The following is a 17,346-nucleotide window of genomic DNA, read 5'->3' as shown; positions in this document are numbered from 1 at the left end:
CACCTTTTAGTGTGTCGCTTCAATAAGCGACAGAGCGTAATCCAGCACGTTGTCACCGCGTTGCATACCGTAGTCCGTCATATCAATAGCCCGGACAGGAATACCGTGGGTGGCAGCTTTTTCTGAAAGCGTGTTTAACATGTACTTCACTTGCGGGCCGAGCAGCACAACCTGATACGTTGGAAACTGCGTATCAAACTCGGCAATGCCCCAGGCATCAATCTGCACAGCGAGGCCACGCTGATCCGCCACCTCTACCATTTTGCGCACCAGCATGCTGGTGGACATACCTGCCGAACAGCACAACATAATCCTGATCATGAGAACGCTCCTTTACGTGTAAAACTTGTTACGGCGATGATTTGATACGATATGGAAACCGGTTTCCATTTGTCGCAAAAGAAAGTGTGACAGGCATCATGCTCTGGCTGATAACGGGTGTTTAATTACGATTCAGATCACTAAATTAAGCGGTAAAAATCATTATTGAGTAGAAATGGAAAATCGGTTTCCATGAAAAAACGAAAACGCTATACTGCCTGTGGCGAAAAATTAAGCCGCCGTTTCGGTCAGTTTTCAGGGAGCCGTTTGGTTCTGTTAGGGGAAAATGATGTCTACTATCAACGATGTATCGCGACTGGCTGGCGTGTCTAAAGCCACCGTATCGCGCGTGTTGAGTGGGTCACGTGGGGTGAAAGAGGCCAGTCGGGTTGCGGTGTTAAAAGCGGTGGATGAACTGAATTATCGTCCAAACGTCATCGCCCAGTCACTACTGAGTCAGTCTACGGGCTGTATCGGTGTTATTTGTGCGCAGGAAAATATCAATCAGACGACGGGTTACCTTTATGCGCTGGAGAAACATTTCAGTCAGCATCAAAAACACCTGTTACTTCGTTTCGCCAACACGAAAGCGGACGTGATGACCTGCCTCAGTGAGTTGACCTGTGGGTTATGTGATGATGTCTTAATTATCGGCGCGCGCTTTCCGTTAAACCTGCGTCAGCCAAACGTGATGCTGGTGGATTGTCTGGAATCCGGCGAAGAAGTGAACAGCATCCAGCGTGATCATGCTTTTGCAGCGGAAACGGCCTGTAACTATCTTATCAGTCAAAATCGTCGTCAAATTGCTCTGATTCATCCCGAGGGCATGGGCTTTGCCGATCAGGTTCTGCTGGGCTATAAACATGCCCTGGAAAAAAATTTCCTGCCTTTTAACCGCAATCTGGTCTTTATGGACACGTCATCTTCTTCAGTGGCGTTGCAGGAACTTCTGAACAATGCCTCCACGCTCAATTTCAATGCATTGCTGGTGGCCGATGAACAGCAGGCACAAAAAGTGATTCCTCAGTTGCAGGCGTTCAATAAGCAGGTGCCAAAAGACATTATGGTCTTTAGTCTGGCCGGCACGCTGGATCTGCCCGGTATCCCGACGATTCCGGCTATCTCATATTCAATGGATGCCATGGCCGCGCGTATTGTGAAGGCACTGAATCAACAGACGCAGAGCGTGTTACATTCCTCAGTAATGCGTGGCGATCTGGTTATTCCCGATTTTCGCCAGCGCTAAGCCACCGGGCCACGCTCAGTGGCCTGTTACTCGAGGCGCTGCTCCATCTGTTCGATAATGGCCAGCGCCAGCCCGGTTGCCGGGGCCAGATGCGATTGCAGAAAATGTACCTGCGTATGGGCCGCAATAAACGCCAGTTTGTTGGCCTGCGTCTGATTGAGCACGGCCTGGCAAAAGGTCGGGCTGATGCTCCAGGGACAGTCAATGATGATCGTGGCAGGATTCAGTAATAACATGATTTGGCTGAGCGCGATGCCCAGATAGTTGCCTGCCAGCTGCATCACTTCATTTACGACATTCGGTGCGCTGTCACGACTGTGCCAGGTTAATCCCGGCTGACGCTGGGCAAGCTGTTGGTTAATGGCAGGTTTGCTGATCATCGCCTCCAGACAACCCTGCCGATTACAGCTACAGCGAGGGCCATTTGGCTGGACGGTAAGATGTCCTGCTTCACCAGCGGTCCAGCTGTTGCCAGTAAAAACCACGCCATGCTGCACCAGCGCGCCGCCAATGCCTTCCGCAATGCGCAAATAAAAATGCCCGCTTTCGGCGGGCAGATTGAGCTGTTGCACAGACAGCAGCGCAGCGGCCCTGACGTTATTCATAATCCGAATCGGCAAGGCGATCTGTTTGCGCAGATCACTGGCCAGGTCAACATTCTGCCAGCCCAGGTGGGTCGATAAATGCATCCAGCCTCGCCGTGAATCGACGACACCGGGAAACCCCAGCCCAATTCCCAGCAGCCCTGGCCAGGCTTCCATCAGTTTTTCGCACAGGGCGCCGATTTCAGCCAGTATCGGGTCAGGTTTACTGGTGTCCGTCCGTATTGTCTGTTCGGCAAGCGGTTGTGAAAAGTAATCGCAGATCTGCCAGTGAATCAGGTTTTTTTCCACCATGATACCGGCACTGACCAGCTTTTCCGGGCGCAGGGTAATGTGAATTTTAGGACGGCCAGCCGAAGAAACGCTGGCTTTACCTAGTTCCTGAACCCAACCGTTTTCCAGCAAATCATCAATAATTTGCGAAACGGTGTTTTTGCTGAGTGCCAGTACCTGCGCCAGATCCTGGCGCGATGTGATGCGCAGCTGACGCAGTTGAGCCATTACGCGCTTTTGATTATTCAGCCGCATCAATGCAGGCCCTTTGCCAGTTGCTTTCATGACGGCTTACCCCAGAGGTGCACAGCGGCGAGGGAGCGCCCACCGCCAACGAAGTCTTATTAGTTTGATGTCTAATGAAAACTTAGCATTGGGCAGAGAGGGCTGCCAAATAGCAATGTCCTCTGAATAAGGGGATTACGTCAGAAATGGGGGCCAGGCCACAGGATAATGCAACTGGAGAGTAACCCTACCGCCCGCTTCAGCGGGCAGCAACATCAGTATTCGTCACCCCGGACGCGGCTGCGATAGCTTTCCCAGTCGAAGCGCACCCACAGGCTGTTACCTAAACGCATACGATCCATCACGCGTTCACCTAACAGGGCGTTCATGCCGGTGGGATCGAGATTGGTGAGCATCCCCGTCGGACGTTTAGATGACGAGCGGCGGTCAACAATCTGGTTAATAATCACTTTTTCGTAGCGCGATTCACTCTGCATACCAATCTCATCAATGACCAGCAAATCCACGCTGCTCAGATCCTGAATCAGTCGCTCTTCGGTGATATCACTGCTGCCGCTGAACGTTCCTTTCATGCTGGACATCAGATCCGCGACAGTCACGATAAGCACGCTCTTGCCACGCAAAATCAGATCGTTACCGATGGCGGCAGCCAGATGATTTTTCCCTGTGCCCGGCCGACCTGCAAAGACAAAACTGGCGATGTTTCCTTCAAAATTAGCAGCATACTGGCGCGCCTGCTCCAGGGCTTTGCGCTGACCTTCATTCTCGACACGGTAGTTGTCGAATGAGCAGTTAATATGCAAATCACGAATCCCAGAACGCCCCATGATACGCTGCATTTTCATCGCGCGGTTTTCTCGCACAATCGCTTCTGAACGCAACCGACCCTGTTCCTGGTTCCAGGCCAGCAACTCTTCACCATTGGTGAATTTAGGACGGGTTCCTGCTGGCATCATTCTTTTCAGACGGTTAAACAGATCGTTGGGCGTTTTCATTACTCACCTCGGAAACCATCGGGAATATCGTAGTCAGTACTGCTGATCTGCGTAATATCGCGACGCGGCTGTCCGCCATTGGCGGCGCGGTTCATCTGCAGGCTACGCGCCAGCTTCTGTTGCCACTGTACATGATGAAAAAGGCGGCCTTCGGCCTGCCAGTAAGCCACAAAGGCGGCCAGCTCTGCCGCCGTCACCGGCTCGCTGAGCGCGACGCCCCAGATTGCTGCCTGGCGGGTAAAGTCGGCGTCAGGCTGCCAGCCGTCATACATGGCAAACTTGCCGACGGGTTTATGCAGCGTAGCAGAAACATCGTCATACAGACTGTCATCCAGCGCCACATCACTGGGTTGCTGAGCGGCGGCTTCAAGGGCTAATAACTGTGCAAGACGCGCGGGAGTGAGGGCATACATCACCGGCGTGTAATTATCCAGCACCGCCAGCATGCCGTCTTCAGCCTGCTGTAAGGCGCTCTGCGGGTCCTGACGGAAAGCCTCCAGACCGATTAGCGTTGACGTTAAGATTTTGACTGACATGAAAAGACCTGCGGTTAACTTACACCCAACACCGGATCACCTGTCGCGGTGCAGAAGGGCATATTGTACCTTTTTTAAGGCGCGGGATCGCTGAAAAAGCGTTGCCGGCGAGCGCCTGTTATGCAACCGTGGGGGGACAGAGACTTGCGCGTTCACGGCCGGGTTTGCCACAGATAGCGCAGACCGGCCAGCCAACACAGGCTGTATCCCAGCAGCTCTACCCCTTCTTCGGCCATGTTTTTTACCCCGCGGTTGTAATGATCGGGCATCAGGTGTTGCCAGAGGATGTTCATGCCAAACAGACGTGAGAAAACCAGCACAATCATCAGTCCGGTCGCCATCACGGGCCAACGGTTATGGTGCAGCAGGTTCGCCAGCGTACGGAGCGTCTGCCTGGGAGTACGCATGGCGACGGCGAAACTCGCCAGTGCGGCCGCCAGTGCAAACCACACCCAACTGCCGTGACGAACAAGATCGAAGAAGAAATCCAGTTCGCGGATAAGCATACAGCTGTAAAAACCGGCTATTAAGGTTAATCCACCGCACTGATCGGGACGATGTCGTGCGGCAATATAAAATGCGCCCGCGAGACTAACTAACAACAGTTCCTGTGTGGTTTCAGTAAAAGAGGCTTCGTGCAGCGCGTTATCCATCCACACCACATCCATATAGAGGGGGACAAGCATGAAGGTGATAAACAGGGAGGCAAAAAGGAATACCGTGATTTCACGGCCGATAAGAATGACTTCGTTACGCATGGAATGACCTGAAAATGACTATCGTTATCATTGTATTCGCCTGGCGTGGGGCTGCCTTCGCTTTCAATGCTTTACGGATGTGGTGGTGACTATGGAAGCCGCCTCGCATTTTGTCATGTGGCGGGTTCAAATGGTGGCAGTTTCCCTCTACCATCGGTCAACAAACTGGCGCTTTATAAAGGAATACCATGATGCAACGATGCGGCTGGGTTACGCAGGATCCCCTCTATCTGGCTTACCATGACAATGAGTGGGGCCGTGCGCAGAGAGACAAACTGGCGCTGTTTGAAATGCTGTGTCTGGAAGGTCAACAGGCCGGGTTATCCTGGATTACGGTGCTGAAAAAGCGCGAGAATTACCGCGCGGCCTTTCACCAGTTTGATCCGCAGGCGGTGGCATTGATGAACGATCAGGACGTTGTCCAACTTATGCAAAACAGCGGCATCATTCGTCACCCGGGTAAAATTGCGGCGATTATAGCCAACGCCAGAGCGATGCTGGCGATGGAGGCGGAAGGGGAAGATTTTGCCCATTTCGTCTGGCAGTTCGTCGATAACCAGCCAATTGTTCACCACTATGCGGATTACAAACAGAGCCCGACCACCTCTCCGCAGGCTATAGCACTCTCTAAGGCATTAAAGACGCGTGGTTTTAAATTCATCGGTCCGACAATTTGCTACTCCTTTATGCAAGCCTGCGGCCTGATTAACGATCACCAAACCAACTGCTTTTGCCATCCTGATAACATTTAACACCGCTCCTTTACAAAATAAGACATTGTCTCAGGATTTCCCTCACTTTTACGCGGCATAATCAGGGCCAGTAAGGGGCCGGGGCGCCCCGATTAGAGAAACCCAAGGGACACATAATGCAGAAAAAATTGATTGCCATCTCGTTATTAATCAGCGGTAGCCTGGTGATATCCGGTTGTACCACGAATCCCTATACCGGCGAGTCGCAGGCCGGAAAATCCGGCGTGGGGGCGGGTCTTGGTGCATTAGTCGGCGCCGGTGTGGGCGTGCTTTCATCCTCGAAGAAAGATCGGGGTAAAGGGGCACTCATCGGTGCCGCCAGCGGCGCAGCCTTAGGCGGCGGTGTGGGGTATTACATGGATGTTCAGGAAGCAAAACTGCGCGATAAAATGAAGGGTACGGGCGTCAGTGTGACGCGCCAGGGCGACAATATTGTGTTGAATATGCCAAACAATGTGACCTTCGATTCCAGCAGCAGCAGTCTGAAGCCAGCCGGTGCCAATACCCTGACCGGCGTCGCAATGGTACTAAAAGAGTATCCGAAAACGGCCGTAAACGTGGTGGGGCATACGGATAGTACGGGGTCGCGCGCATTGAATATGCGCCTGTCACAGCAGCGCGCAGAAAGCGTGGCCAGCGCCTTGATCGTACAGGGCGTGGCGGCTGACCGTCTGCATACGCAGGGTGTCGGCCCCGACAGCCCCATTGCGACCAACAGTACTGAAGCAGGCAAAGCCCAAAACCGCCGGGTTGAAATTACGCTGAGCCCGTTAAATTGATCATTTCGCCCCCTGTCACTGGGGGCGAAAGACATGCTACTGTCAGTTATTCGACAATTTTTAGACAATAAACTCGGTAAGGTTTCCAGTTGGTGCCTGTACACAGTGCCAGTTAACGCTTTATGCCAGCATGGTTCAAATTGAACAATGGATAACGCATCATGTCACTTAAAGCCATTGCGTCAGTCCTGGGGCTCTCCGTAACCACCGTGAGTCGCGCCCTGAATGGGTATGAGGATGTAGCAAAACACACGCGTCAGCGCGTGGAAGAAGAAGCCCAGCGACGTGGCTACCGTCCTAATGTAGCTGCCCGGCGTTTAAAAACCGGACGCGCTAACGCGGTCGGCGTCGTCTACCCGATGAGCGCCCCGCCCCTCAGCGATATCCATTTCAATAAGATATTACTGGCGCTGGACCAGCGTCTTTCCCACTATGATATCGACCTGCTGTTGCTGACGGACAAACCCTGTGACGGACAGCGTTCACTGATGCGTATGCTACGCAGTCGCGTGGTCGATGCGCTAATCATCACGCACACCTTGCCGCAGGACGAACGCCTGCGCTGCTTACAGCAGAAGGGCTTTAATTTTCTCTCTCTGGGGCGCACTGATGCACAGCAAAATCATGCCTGGTTTGATGTCGATAACGCCGCAGGTTCCGCGCTGGCGGTAAAACACTGCCTGACCCAGGGCATGCAGCGCATCGCCTTTCTCGGGGGAAACGAACGCTGTACGTTTGTTCGCGATCGCCGTCAGGGCTACCTGAACGCCCTGGATTCCGTACCACCTTATGCCACTGCGGCGGTTGCTCCCTCGCGCCGCGCAGGGTATCAACAAGTCTCCGCCTGGCTGGCTGAAGGGCTACAACCTCAGGCCATTATTACCGATAGCAGTACGCTGGCCGAAGGCGCGTTAATGGCGCTTCAGCAGGCAGGACGACTGCAGGGTGAGGATGCCGTCACTTTGATAGCCTGGGATGGACTCCCGGTTGACGCCATCATTGATTTTCCGGTTATTGCGATTCGTCAGGCCAGTGAGCAGGAGAGAGGCGAACAGCTTGCGACCATGGTGATGCAGTTACTGGACGGCGCACCGCTGGCCCGGCTACAGGTCTTGTGGCAACCCAGTCTGCAACTGCCCGCACAGCGCTAACGTGTTTGTCATGCCGGACGCCTGTGGTAGTCTCGCGGCATGCGTAATTTGCGGAATATTCTATGAAAATCAGGCCTTCTCGCGCCACTATTAGCGATGTTGCCCGCGCGGCAAAAACCGGGAAAACCAGCGTCTCGCGTTATCTTAACGGCGAACAGCATCTGCTTTCTCCCGACTTAAAAGCGCGCATTGAACAGGCAATTAGCGATCTTAACTATCGGCCAAGCCAGATGGCGCGCGGGCTTAAACGGGGGCGAACCCGGCTAATCGGGTTAATCATTGCCGATATCACCAATCCCTATTCCGTGGACGTTATGTGCGGCATTGAAGCGGCCTGTCGTGCCTGCGGCTTTACATTGCTTATGTGTAACACCAACAATGAAGTCGATCTTGAACAGCATTATTTGCAGTTGCTGAGTAGCTATCAGGTTGAAGGCATTGTCGTTAACGCGGTAGGTATGCATGAAAAGGTACTGAGCCGGCTGCAGCAATCTTTGCTGCCGATGGTGCTGATTGACCGAAAAATCCCCGATTTTCCCTGTGATGTGGTGGGCCTGAATAATGCTGAAGCGGCAGAAACGGCCACCGATCACTTAATTGATAACGGTTATGAGGCGCTGCTGTTTTTGAGTGAACCCTTAGGCAGCGTGAATACCCGTCGTGAGCGCCTGCAGGCGTTTCGCCAGCGTCTGGCTGCGCATCCGGCCATCCTCCATGAAAATGCAGAAGTCTCGCTGCATCAGCCCGATGTGATGGATACCGTCTTGCATGACTTCTGTCAGCGTCATGCAGACAGGCGTTGCGCAGTTATGGTGGCAAACGGTGCGCTGACCTTACAGGTGGCCCGTTCCCTTCAGCGTCTAAATTTGCACTGGGGAAGCGACATGGGTTTATTGGGGTTTGATGAGCTGGAGTGGGCGGCGCTGGCAGGTGTCGGGATTACCACGCTTAAACAGCCCACCTGGCAGATTGGCTACCATGCGCTGGAGCGCCTGATTTCGCGTATCGAAGGCCACGATCATCCTCCCTGTGAGCAGGTTTTCTCGGGTGAGCTGATTGTCCGGGGATCAAGCCAGCGTCTCCGCTAATTTTCAGATTGTTCCCTTCACTTACGTGCTCGCTTCGTGAGCACGATCATAATTCCGCATTTTGCTACTTTGCTTTGGAACCGGTTCCATTTAACGTTTTTATAACGTTAATACCGATTTTCCCCTCAGGAGTCCGCAATGGAGCCCGAAATTATCGTCGTCACGGCGGCTTATGGACATCAACAGATTGCTGCGCTGGGCGGACAAAGGGCGCTCTTACCGATCATTCAGCAGGCTGGTGCGGACGGTGTGGAAATCCGTCGCGAATTGTTCGATGACACGACTTTCGATGACCTGCCCGCGCTGGCGCTGGCCATTGATCAGCACCGGCTGCGCGCCAGCTATTCTGTACCCGATACCTTGTTCAGTGAGGACGGTAAGCTGAACCCTTTGCTGACGCGTTATTTTACCGAAGCTCGTCAACTAAACGCGCAGAGACTAAAGGTGGCGCTGGGCAATTTTACGGGGGCTCTGTACAGCGAAACACTGCGCATGCTGATTGCGGAATATGGCGTGCCGCTGACCGTGGAAAATGACCAGACAGTGCACGGCAAACTGCAACCGATGCTGCGCTTTTTTAACGCTGCCCGTGAGGCGGCATTGCCGATTGGCATGACTTTCGATATGGGGAACTGGCACTGGACAGGCGAAAACCCGGAGCAGGCTGCAGTCCTGTTGACCGACCAGGTGGGTTACGTGCACGTCAAAGCAGCGGTGCCGCAGGGGAAAAGCTATCGCGCTATTGCGCTCGACGATGCCGGACCGGGCTGGCAAGACCTGTTGCATCGGCTACCGGCGAGAGCCCCTCGCGGTATTGAATTTCCGCTGGAAGGCGACAATCTGATTGCGGTTACGCGCCATTATGTGACGCTGCTGCGTAATGTCTGAGGAGTAAAAATGACGACTCATCCTAACGGTACGCTTGATGTCATCACGATCGGCGAAGCCATGGCCATGTTTGTCGCCCGCGAAACGGGTGATTTGGCTGCAGTAGAAACATTTATCAAACGCGCCGCAGGTGCAGAACTGAATGTCGCCATCGGTCTGGCACGCCTCGGGCTGAAAGTGGGCTGGGTGAGTCGTATTGGACAGGACGCGTTTGGTCGTTTTATTTGTCAGGTGCTGGATAAAGAAAATATCGACCATCGTCAGGTGACCGTCGATCCGCACTATCCCACGGGCTTTCAGCTTAAATCTAAAGTGGATGATGGTTCCGATCCGCTCGTGGAATATTTCCGCAAAGGCTCCGCTGCCAGTCATCTGTCACCCGAGGATTTTGACCACGATTATTTTGGCTCTGCACGCCATTTGCATCTGAGCGGCGTGGCGGCAGCAATATCAGACAGTTCGCTTGAGCTGACCAGGCATGCTGCGAAAGAGATGCGGGCGCGGGGTAAAACAATTTCCTTTGATCCTAATCTGCGTCCGGTGCTGTGGCGCAGCGAAGATGAAATGCGTAAGCAGCTCAATCTGTTAGCGGAATACGCAGACTGGGTACTGCCCGGTGAAAAAGAGGGTTACATCTTAACCGGCTATCGCCAACCGCAGGATATTGCCGATTTTTATCTCGATAAAGGGGTAAAAGCGGTGGTGATTAAAACCGGCGGCGAGGGCGCCTGGTATAAGACAGCCGGGGGGGAGCAGGGCCAGGTGGCGGCAATCAAAGTTGATCAGGTTGTGGACACGGTCGGGGCCGGAGATGGGTTTGCCGTGGGAGTCATAAGTGCATTGCTGGAAGGGAAACCACTGGTAGAGGCGATTCGCCGGGGGAACAAAATTGGTTCACTGGCGATTCAGGTGAGTGGTGACAGCGAAGGTTTGCCGACGCGTCAGCAGTTAGGTGATGTGTAGCCCGGCCCGCAAACAGAAACAGAGGAGTTCCCGATGAAAACGCAGATTATCGCGCCTAAACGCTGGTGGTTCATTATGCCCATCGTGTTTATCACCTACAGTCTTGCCTATCTGGATCGGGCAAATTTTAGCTTCGCATCCGCCGCTGGCATCAATGACGATCTGGGCATTACCAAAGGAATGTCTTCCCTGCTGGGTGCGTTGTTCTTTCTGGGGTATTTCTTTTTTCAAATCCCTGGGGCGATCTATGCGGAGCGCCGCAGTGTAAAAAAACTGATCTTCTGGTGCCTGCTGTTGTGGGGCGGCTGTGCTTCACTCACCGGCGTTGTCAGCAACATCCCTGTGCTGGCGGCGATTCGCTTTGTGCTGGGGGTTGTCGAGGCTGCGGTAATGCCTGCTATGCTGATTTACATCAGTAACTGGTTTACAAAATCTGAGCGCTCGCGGGCAAACACCTTTTTAATTCTCGGTAATCCCGTCACGGTCCTGTGGATGTCCGTGGTTTCAGGGTATCTGATAGAGGCGTTTGGCTGGCGGGAAATGTTTATCTTCGAAGGCATTCCTGCGGTGATCTGGGCCATTGCCTGGTGGTTTATGGTACAGGATAAGCCTGCGCAAGCGCGCTGGATGAGCAATGCAGAAAAAGCCGCGCTACAGGCCGCGCTGCAAAAAGAGCAAGAAAGCATCAAAGCGGTGCGCAACTACGGCGAAGCCTTTCGCAATCGTAACGTGATCATTCTCTGTATGCAGTACTTTGCCTGGAGTATTGGCGTTTACGGTTTTGTCCTGTGGCTGCCTTCAATTTTGCGCAACGGTACACAAATGGACATGGTGGAAGCGGGCTGGTTATCGGCTGTGCCTTATCTGGCAGCCACGATTGCGATGGTGGTGGTGTCCTGGGCATCGGACAAAACGCAAAACCGTAAACTGTTTGTCTGGCCACTGTTGCTGGTGGGTGCCTTCGCCTTCCTCGGTTCGTATATGGTGGGTTCGGGCAATTTTTGGCTGTCTTATACCTTGTTAGTCGTCGCCGGTGCTGCGATGTACGCGCCTTATGGCCCGTTCTTTGCCATTATTCCGGAAATGCTGCCCCGCAATGTTTCCGGCGGCGCAATGGCGTTTATCAACAGTATGGGGGCGTTGGGCTCGTTTATCGGCTCCTGGATTGTGGGTTATCTGAACGGGGCAACCGGCAGTCCTTCGGCCTCCTATATTTTTATGGGTGGCGCACTACTGCTGTCCGTGGTCCTGACGCTTATCGTCAAACCCGCACAAAATAAGGCGCCTCCGCTACAAGGCGCGAAACCGGCCTGAAAGCGTAAGCGTTAGCATCTTCTCCGGGCGACCTTTGTGTTGCCCGTCATTTATTTACAGGAAGCTATCTGATGAAACCCGCCGTCATTCTTTATAAAAAATTGCCTGACGATCTCCGTGCGCGTCTCGCAGACTATGCCACGATCACCGAAATCAACGATTTATCACCCGAAAGCCAGCAGCAACATGCGCAGGCACTGCAACAGGCCGAAGGAATGCTGGGATCGGGCGGAAAAGTCAACGGCGAGTTGCTGGCCAAAATGCCCGCACTGCGCGCCTGTTCCAGCGTTTCTGTCGGCTATGACAACTTTGATGTGGATGCCCTGAATCAGCGAGGGGTAGTGCTGATGCACACGCCAACGGTACTGACGGAAACGGTGGCCGACACCATCATGGCGCTGGTTCTCAGTACGGCAAGACGTATACCGGAGCTGGATGCCTGGGTGAAAGCTGGCAACTGGCAAAAAAGTATTGGTCCGGACCGGTTTGGCATGGATGTGCACCATAAGACGATGGGAATTCTTGGTATGGGACGCATCGGTATGGCGCTGGCCCAGCGTGCGCACTTCGGATTCGGCATGAACATTCTCTACAATGCGCGCCGTCAGCACGACCAGGCCGAATCGCAGTTTGCAGCCCGCCGGTGTGAGCTGGAAACGCTGCTCAAAGAAAGCGATTTCGTTTGCATCAGCCTGCCGCTTACCGAAGAAACGCATCATTTAATTGGCGCAGAACAGCTGGCGATGATGAAGCCCAGTGCGGTGCTGATCAACGCGGGCCGTGGGCCAGTGGTAGATGAAAATGCCCTGATTACCGCGCTACAAGAGGGCACGATCCACGCCGCCGGGCTGGATGTTTTCGAAAAAGAGCCGCTGCCGACTGACTCGCCGCTGCTGTCGTTACCGAATGTTGTTACGTTGCCGCACATTGGCTCTGCAACCCACGAAACCCGCTATGGGATGATGCAGGACGCGGTAGAAAATCTCATTGCCGCCCTGAGCGGCAAGGTTGAAAAGAACTGCGTGAATCCTCAGGTGCTGAAGTAATCCTGCGGCTGCCCATTGCGCCCGCCGGGAGCGGGCGTTATGGTGTTTATCCCATTCTTTATTACAAATTTTTAACCGCTATGGCTTTTTCTCAGTTCGGCGACAAGTTTACTCAACATTCCGGCATCTCACGTCTGATGGAAGACATGGGCGCAGGCCTGCGTACGCCCGGCACGATCATGCTTGGCGGCGGCAACCCCGCACAGATCCCGGCAATGAACGATTATTTTCAGCAGTTGCTGCAGCAGATGCACGACGAGGGCAAACTGAGTGAGGCCTTATGCAATTACGATGGTCCACGCGGTAAAGCCGTGCTGCTGGATGCCCTGGCGGCAATGCTACGTGAGCAGTGCGGTTGGTCTGTCACTGCGCAAAATATCGCGCTGACTAACGGCAGTCAGAGCGCATTTTTTTATCTCTTCAACCTGTTCGCGGGGCGGCGCAGTGACGGCAGTAAAAAACAGGTGCTGTTTCCTCTGGCTCCAGAGTACCTGGGGTACGCTGATGCGGGCCTGGATGAAGACCTCTTTATTTCTGCCAGGCCCAACATAGAGTTATTACCGGAAGGGCAGTTCAAGTATCACGTCGATTTTGAACATCTCCCCATGAATGACGATGTGGGGCTGATTTGCGTATCGCGCCCGACCAATCCAACCGGCAATGTCATTACGGATGACGAACTTCTGCAACTGGATGCGCTGGCGCAGCAGCATGAGGTGCCGTTACTTATCGACAACGCTTATGGTGTGCCATTTCCCGGCATTATTTTTAGTGATGTGCGGCCGCTGTGGAACCCCAATATCATTCTCTGCATGAGTTTATCCAAACTCGGTCTGCCTGGCGCACGTTGCGGGATTATCATCGCCGATGAGAGCACGATTACCGCGATCGGTAACATGAACGGCATCATCAGCCTGGCACCGGGCAGTATTGGCCCGGCCATTGCCAGCGAAATGATTCAACGTGGCGATCTGCTGCGCTTGTCTGAAGAAGTGATTAAACCTTTTTATCAGCACAAGGTGATGCAAACGATCACCCTTATTCGCCGCTACTTATCGGCGGAGCGCTGTCTGATCCATAAACCGGAGGGGGCAATTTTTCTCTGGCTGTGGTTCCGGGATTTACCGATCAGTACGGAGTTGCTGTACCAGCGGCTTAAAGCTCGGGGCGTGCTGATGGTGCCGGGCCACTTTTTCTTTCCGGGTCTGGAGCATGACTGGCCGCACATGCACCAGTGCATGCGCATGAATTATGTACCGGATGCGGAAAACATTGAGCGCGCCATACAGATTCTGGCTGAAGAAGTGGAGATCGCCTGGCGCGACAGTTAAATCTACAGACCCGATCGGGCAACAAGGCGTCGTCTCTATCCGGCCGGCCTTGATGAAGCGCAACGCTGCCTTAATCCGATCGCAAAGGCATTTTGCATTATTAACAGACGTGATGCGCATATGGCCGTGCGGGCCAGCGCGGGCAAAAGGAGAGTGCGGTGTCGGGAAAAGACTGGCTGTTAGCCCTGTGTGTAGTGATTGCGTGGGGCGTGAACTTCGTTGTCATAAAACTGGGTCTGCATAACATGCCTCCCTTTTTGCTGGCGGGATTGCGTTTTGCACTGGTTGCCTTTCCTGCCCTTTTACTGGTGCGCCGTCCTGCTGTGCCAGTAAAGTGGCTTTTACTTTACGGCATGACCATCAGTTTTGGGCAGTTTGCGTTTCTGTTTTTGGCCATCAAACTGGGTATGCCTGCAGGCCTTGCTTCGCTGATATTACAGGCGCAGGCGTTCTTTACGCTGCTGCTTGGGGCGCTGTTTCTGGCCGAAAAGCTGCGCTGGAATCACATTGCGGGCATGCTGATTGCCACCTCAGGCATTTTTTTATTAGCCACCTCCGGCATGGCTGGCCAGAGCGCCGCCGGCATAACACTGACCACTATGATGCTTATGCTGGCGGCGGCGTTTTCCTGGGGACTGGGGAATATCACCAATAAAATCATCACCCGGCATTATCCCGTACCGGTTATGTCGCTGGTGGTCTGGAGCGCGCTGGTGCCCGTCGTTCCTTTCTTTGCCTGTTCGCTGCTGTTTGAAGGCCGGTCGGCAATCATTACCAGTCTGACGCACATTGATCTACAGACGGTGATGGCGCTGATTTACCTGGCCTTTGTGGCGACCATTATGGGTTACGGCATCTGGAGTACGTTGCTTAGCCGTTATGAAACCTGGCGTGTAGCACCGCTTTCCCTGCTGGTGCCTGTTGTTGGGATTGTTTCGGCAGCCCTGGTGCTGGGGGAAACCTTATCACGCCAGCAGATTGTGGGTGCTGTAATCATCATTGTCGGGCTGCTGGTCAATATGTTTGGTGGCGTGATTGGTCAGCGCTGGCTCAGGCAGCCGCAACATTAGCGCTTACCACTCGTCAAACTGACGTGCCCGACGTAACTACCCTTTCGTAAATGCCTGTGCATGCGCGCGTTTTCGGGCTGGCTTTGGCAGCCCGCTCGCAGAATAAAACCTCCGCCTGGACAGCAATGCGGATGCATGGAAGTATCCGCATTGCCAGGGCGGCCAGACATCTCTTTTCACTCATCACGACTTTCGCCCGTGTGCTTTATAACCGGGCCAGCAATGATGAAGAAGAAAAACGCAACGCCAACACCACACGATGCAACCTTTCGTCAGTTTCTCACCCAACCTGACATTGCCCGCGATTTCATGGAAATTCATCTTCCCGCCGATCTGCGCGCGATTTGCGACTTACGGACGTTAAAACTGGCGTCCGGTTCCTTTGTTGAAGCGGATCTCCGGCAGTATTTCAGTGATGTGCTGTATAGTCTCAAAACGACAGCGGGTGAGGGCTATATGTACGTCCTGATCGAACATCAGTCTTCACCTGACAGGCATATGGCGTTCAGGCTTCTTCGCTACGCGGTCGCGGCCATGCAGCGCCACCTGGATGCCGGCTATAAAAACGCTGCCGCTGGTGATACCGGTGCTGTTTTATATGGGTAAACGCAGACCCTATCCTTATTCCACCTGCTGGCTGGATGATTTTACGCATCCGGCACTGGCTCGCAGGCTCTACAGTACTTGCTTCCCTCTGGTTGATATTACGGTAATGCCTGACGATGAGATTGTGGAACATCGCAGTATGGCGGCACTGACTCTGCTGCAAAAGCACATCCATCAGCGCGATCTCGCAAATCTGATGGACAGACTTGTCCCTGCGCTGCTGTCCGGTTATCTTTCGTCATCACAGATTGTATCGTTGGTGCACTACATTGTGCAGGCGGGTGAAACCCCAGACGTCGAGGCTTTTATTCAGGAACTGGCCCTGCGGGTGCCGCAACACGGAGACACGCTTATGACCATTGCACAGCAGCTTGAACAAAAAGGTATGCAGAAGGGCTTTGATAAGGGAATTAAGCAGGGAATTCAGACCGGTTTACGTGAAGGCCGCAATGAAGGTAAACGCGAGGTTGCGCGCACTATGCTGCAGCATGGCCTGGACAGAACAACCGTGATGAAAATGACCGGGTTGAGTGAAGCAGATCTGGCACAGATTCAGCATTGATCTGAACCTGCAAAAGAAGGCGCGGGACAGGTGAAGCCTGCGTTTGTCAACGCGACCTGATGCTTTTCGTTTTCTTACCATCAGGCCATCACTGATCGCTTCGCCGCATCCGCATCAATCTGCTTGTCGCGGTCATAAAAAAACGGCCACAACCTGTATGCTGTGACCGTTCTCATGTTTACTCAGCCGTCACGGCCGCTTTATTTTAAAATTTCAATCCGGCGTGGTTTCGCTTCTTCAGGAATCAAACGCTCAAGATCGATGCTCAGCAGACCATTTTCCAGGCGCGCGTCGCGCACGACGATATGGTCAGCCAGCTGGAATTTACGCTCGAAATTACGCTCGGCGATGCCCTGATAGAGATATTTACGTTCTGTCTGCTCTTCCGGATGCGCACCACGCACGATGAGCACGTTGTCGTGGGCCGTAATATCCAGTTCACTCTGAGCAAAACCGGCTACCGCGATAGTGATGCGGTAATGGTTCTCATCAACCAGTTCAACATTGTAAGGGGGATAACCACCGTTGCTCTGATTTTGATTGGACTCAAGCAGGTTGAACAGGCGATCAAATCCGATGGCAGAGCGATAAAGGGGAGACAGATCAAAGTTACGCATAAAAAGACTCCTGAATGTCAGCAAGTTTTGGCAACCTTCCACTATTGGACAGGTTGTGCAGGACCGCATTGCCCCTTTCGGCGGCAGCCTTAACGACCCTGTTTAGAAAATGGGTGCAGACGCCAGGCTTTCAAGACCCGATGCGTGATTTTTTTCGCCAAACTGGCGAAATGGCATACACTCAAGGGTAAATTGCCGGACC

17 protein-coding genes and 1 pseudogene are annotated in these 17,346 nt (G+C 53.5%); 12 read left to right on the top strand and 6 right to left on the bottom strand.

Annotated elements, in window-relative coordinates; genetic code table 11:
• Nucleotides 1-6: 6 nt before the first annotated feature.
• On the bottom strand, nucleotides 7-321 hold the full coding sequence (locus C7434_RS19250) for a PTS sugar transporter subunit IIB (RefSeq protein WP_033737272.1): 315 nt from the start codon (nucleotides 319-321) through the stop codon (nucleotides 7-9).
• Nucleotides 322-610: 289 nt separating this feature from the next.
• Between C7434_RS19250 and C7434_RS19245 the strand changes: the two genes are divergently transcribed.
• Complete coding sequence (locus C7434_RS19245; RefSeq protein ID WP_033737401.1) at nucleotides 611-1,567, top strand: LacI family DNA-binding transcriptional regulator; 957 nt, start codon at nucleotides 611-613, stop codon at nucleotides 1,565-1,567.
• A 26-nt stretch (nucleotides 1,568-1,593) separates the two neighbouring features.
• Here the strand turns inward: C7434_RS19245 and C7434_RS19240 are convergent, their stop codons facing one another.
• The 4 genes from C7434_RS19240 to C7434_RS19225 form a co-directional block, all read right to left on the bottom strand.
• Complete coding sequence (locus tag C7434_RS19240) at nucleotides 1,594-2,727, bottom strand: ROK family transcriptional regulator (protein WP_133745821.1); 1,134 nt, start codon at nucleotides 2,725-2,727, stop codon at nucleotides 1,594-1,596.
• 215 nt (nucleotides 2,728-2,942) lie between these two features.
• Nucleotides 2,943-3,683: a DNA replication protein DnaC gene (gene dnaC / locus C7434_RS19235; RefSeq protein WP_006121359.1), complete on the bottom strand. Its 741-nt coding sequence runs from the start codon at nucleotides 3,681-3,683 to the stop codon at nucleotides 2,943-2,945.
• A complete protein-coding gene (dnaT, locus tag C7434_RS19230) occupies nucleotides 3,683-4,219 on the bottom strand; it encodes a primosomal protein DnaT (protein ID WP_006121358.1) in 537 nt (178 codons plus the stop codon). The genes dnaC and dnaT overlap by 1 nt, the downstream gene beginning before the upstream one ends.
• Nucleotides 4,220-4,371: 152 nt before the next feature.
• Nucleotides 4,372-4,977: a hypothetical protein gene (locus tag C7434_RS19225; protein ID WP_033737275.1), complete on the bottom strand. Its 606-nt coding sequence runs from the start codon at nucleotides 4,975-4,977 to the stop codon at nucleotides 4,372-4,374.
• Nucleotides 4,978-5,168: 191 nt separating this feature from the next.
• Here C7434_RS19225 and C7434_RS19220 point away from each other — a divergent pair, with 191 nt between their 5' ends.
• From C7434_RS19220 to C7434_RS19170, 11 genes and pseudogenes are all read left to right on the top strand, one after another.
• Nucleotides 5,169-5,729 carry a DNA-3-methyladenine glycosylase I gene (locus tag C7434_RS19220; RefSeq protein WP_033737277.1) on the top strand — a complete coding sequence of 187 codons (561 nt, stop codon included), beginning with the start codon at nucleotides 5,169-5,171 and terminating at the stop codon, nucleotides 5,727-5,729.
• Nucleotides 5,730-5,845: 116 nt separating this feature from the next.
• Nucleotides 5,846-6,508 (top strand): OmpA family lipoprotein, encoded by a 663-nt coding sequence (locus C7434_RS19215; protein WP_006121355.1) that lies wholly within the window; start codon nucleotides 5,846-5,848, stop codon nucleotides 6,506-6,508.
• Between the two features lie 161 nt (nucleotides 6,509-6,669).
• Nucleotides 6,670-7,659: a LacI family DNA-binding transcriptional regulator gene (locus tag C7434_RS19210; protein ID WP_033737280.1), complete on the top strand. Its 990-nt coding sequence runs from the start codon at nucleotides 6,670-6,672 to the stop codon at nucleotides 7,657-7,659.
• 62 nt (nucleotides 7,660-7,721) lie between these two features.
• On the top strand, nucleotides 7,722-8,747 hold the full coding sequence (locus tag C7434_RS19205) for a LacI family DNA-binding transcriptional regulator (protein ID WP_039339170.1): 1,026 nt from the start codon (nucleotides 7,722-7,724) through the stop codon (nucleotides 8,745-8,747).
• Between the two features lie 138 nt (nucleotides 8,748-8,885).
• A complete protein-coding gene (locus C7434_RS19200) occupies nucleotides 8,886-9,635 on the top strand; it encodes a hypothetical protein (protein ID WP_006121352.1) in 750 nt (249 codons plus the stop codon).
• 9 nt (nucleotides 9,636-9,644) lie between these two features.
• On the top strand, nucleotides 9,645-10,598 hold the full coding sequence (locus C7434_RS19195) for a sugar kinase (protein ID WP_033737282.1): 954 nt from the start codon (nucleotides 9,645-9,647) through the stop codon (nucleotides 10,596-10,598).
• A 33-nt stretch (nucleotides 10,599-10,631) separates the two neighbouring features.
• Nucleotides 10,632-11,912, top strand: coding sequence for an MFS transporter (locus C7434_RS19190; protein ID WP_033737283.1), 1,281 nt, complete (start codon nucleotides 10,632-10,634; stop codon nucleotides 11,910-11,912).
• Nucleotides 11,913-11,983: 71 nt separating this feature from the next.
• Nucleotides 11,984-12,958: a glyoxylate/hydroxypyruvate reductase GhrB gene (gene ghrB / locus C7434_RS19185; RefSeq protein ID WP_033737284.1), complete on the top strand. Its 975-nt coding sequence runs from the start codon at nucleotides 11,984-11,986 to the stop codon at nucleotides 12,956-12,958.
• 80 nt (nucleotides 12,959-13,038) lie between these two features.
• Nucleotides 13,039-14,289, top strand: a complete 1,251-nt coding sequence (locus tag C7434_RS19180) for a valine--pyruvate transaminase (protein ID WP_033737286.1) — start codon at nucleotides 13,039-13,041, stop codon at nucleotides 14,287-14,289.
• A 158-nt stretch (nucleotides 14,290-14,447) separates the two neighbouring features.
• Nucleotides 14,448-15,359, top strand: a complete 912-nt coding sequence (locus tag C7434_RS19175) for an EamA family transporter (protein WP_058701535.1) — start codon at nucleotides 14,448-14,450, stop codon at nucleotides 15,357-15,359.
• Between the two features lie 225 nt (nucleotides 15,360-15,584).
• Nucleotides 15,585-16,527, top strand: a pseudogene (locus C7434_RS19170) (Rpn family recombination-promoting nuclease/putative transposase).
• Nucleotides 16,528-16,727: 200 nt separating this feature from the next.
• Here C7434_RS19170 and ibpA read toward each other — a convergent pair.
• Complete coding sequence (gene ibpA / locus C7434_RS19165) at nucleotides 16,728-17,144, bottom strand: small heat shock chaperone IbpA (RefSeq protein WP_006121371.1); 417 nt, start codon at nucleotides 17,142-17,144, stop codon at nucleotides 16,728-16,730.
• Nucleotides 17,145-17,346: the final 202 nt, after the last annotated feature.

The sequence above is a fragment of the Pantoea sp. PNA 14-12 genome (genome assembly GCF_004364735.1).
In the GTDB taxonomy this organism is placed as follows: domain Bacteria; phylum Pseudomonadota; class Gammaproteobacteria; order Enterobacterales; family Enterobacteriaceae; genus Pantoea; species Pantoea stewartii.
This window is presented reverse-complemented; position numbering and strand designations above follow the sequence as displayed.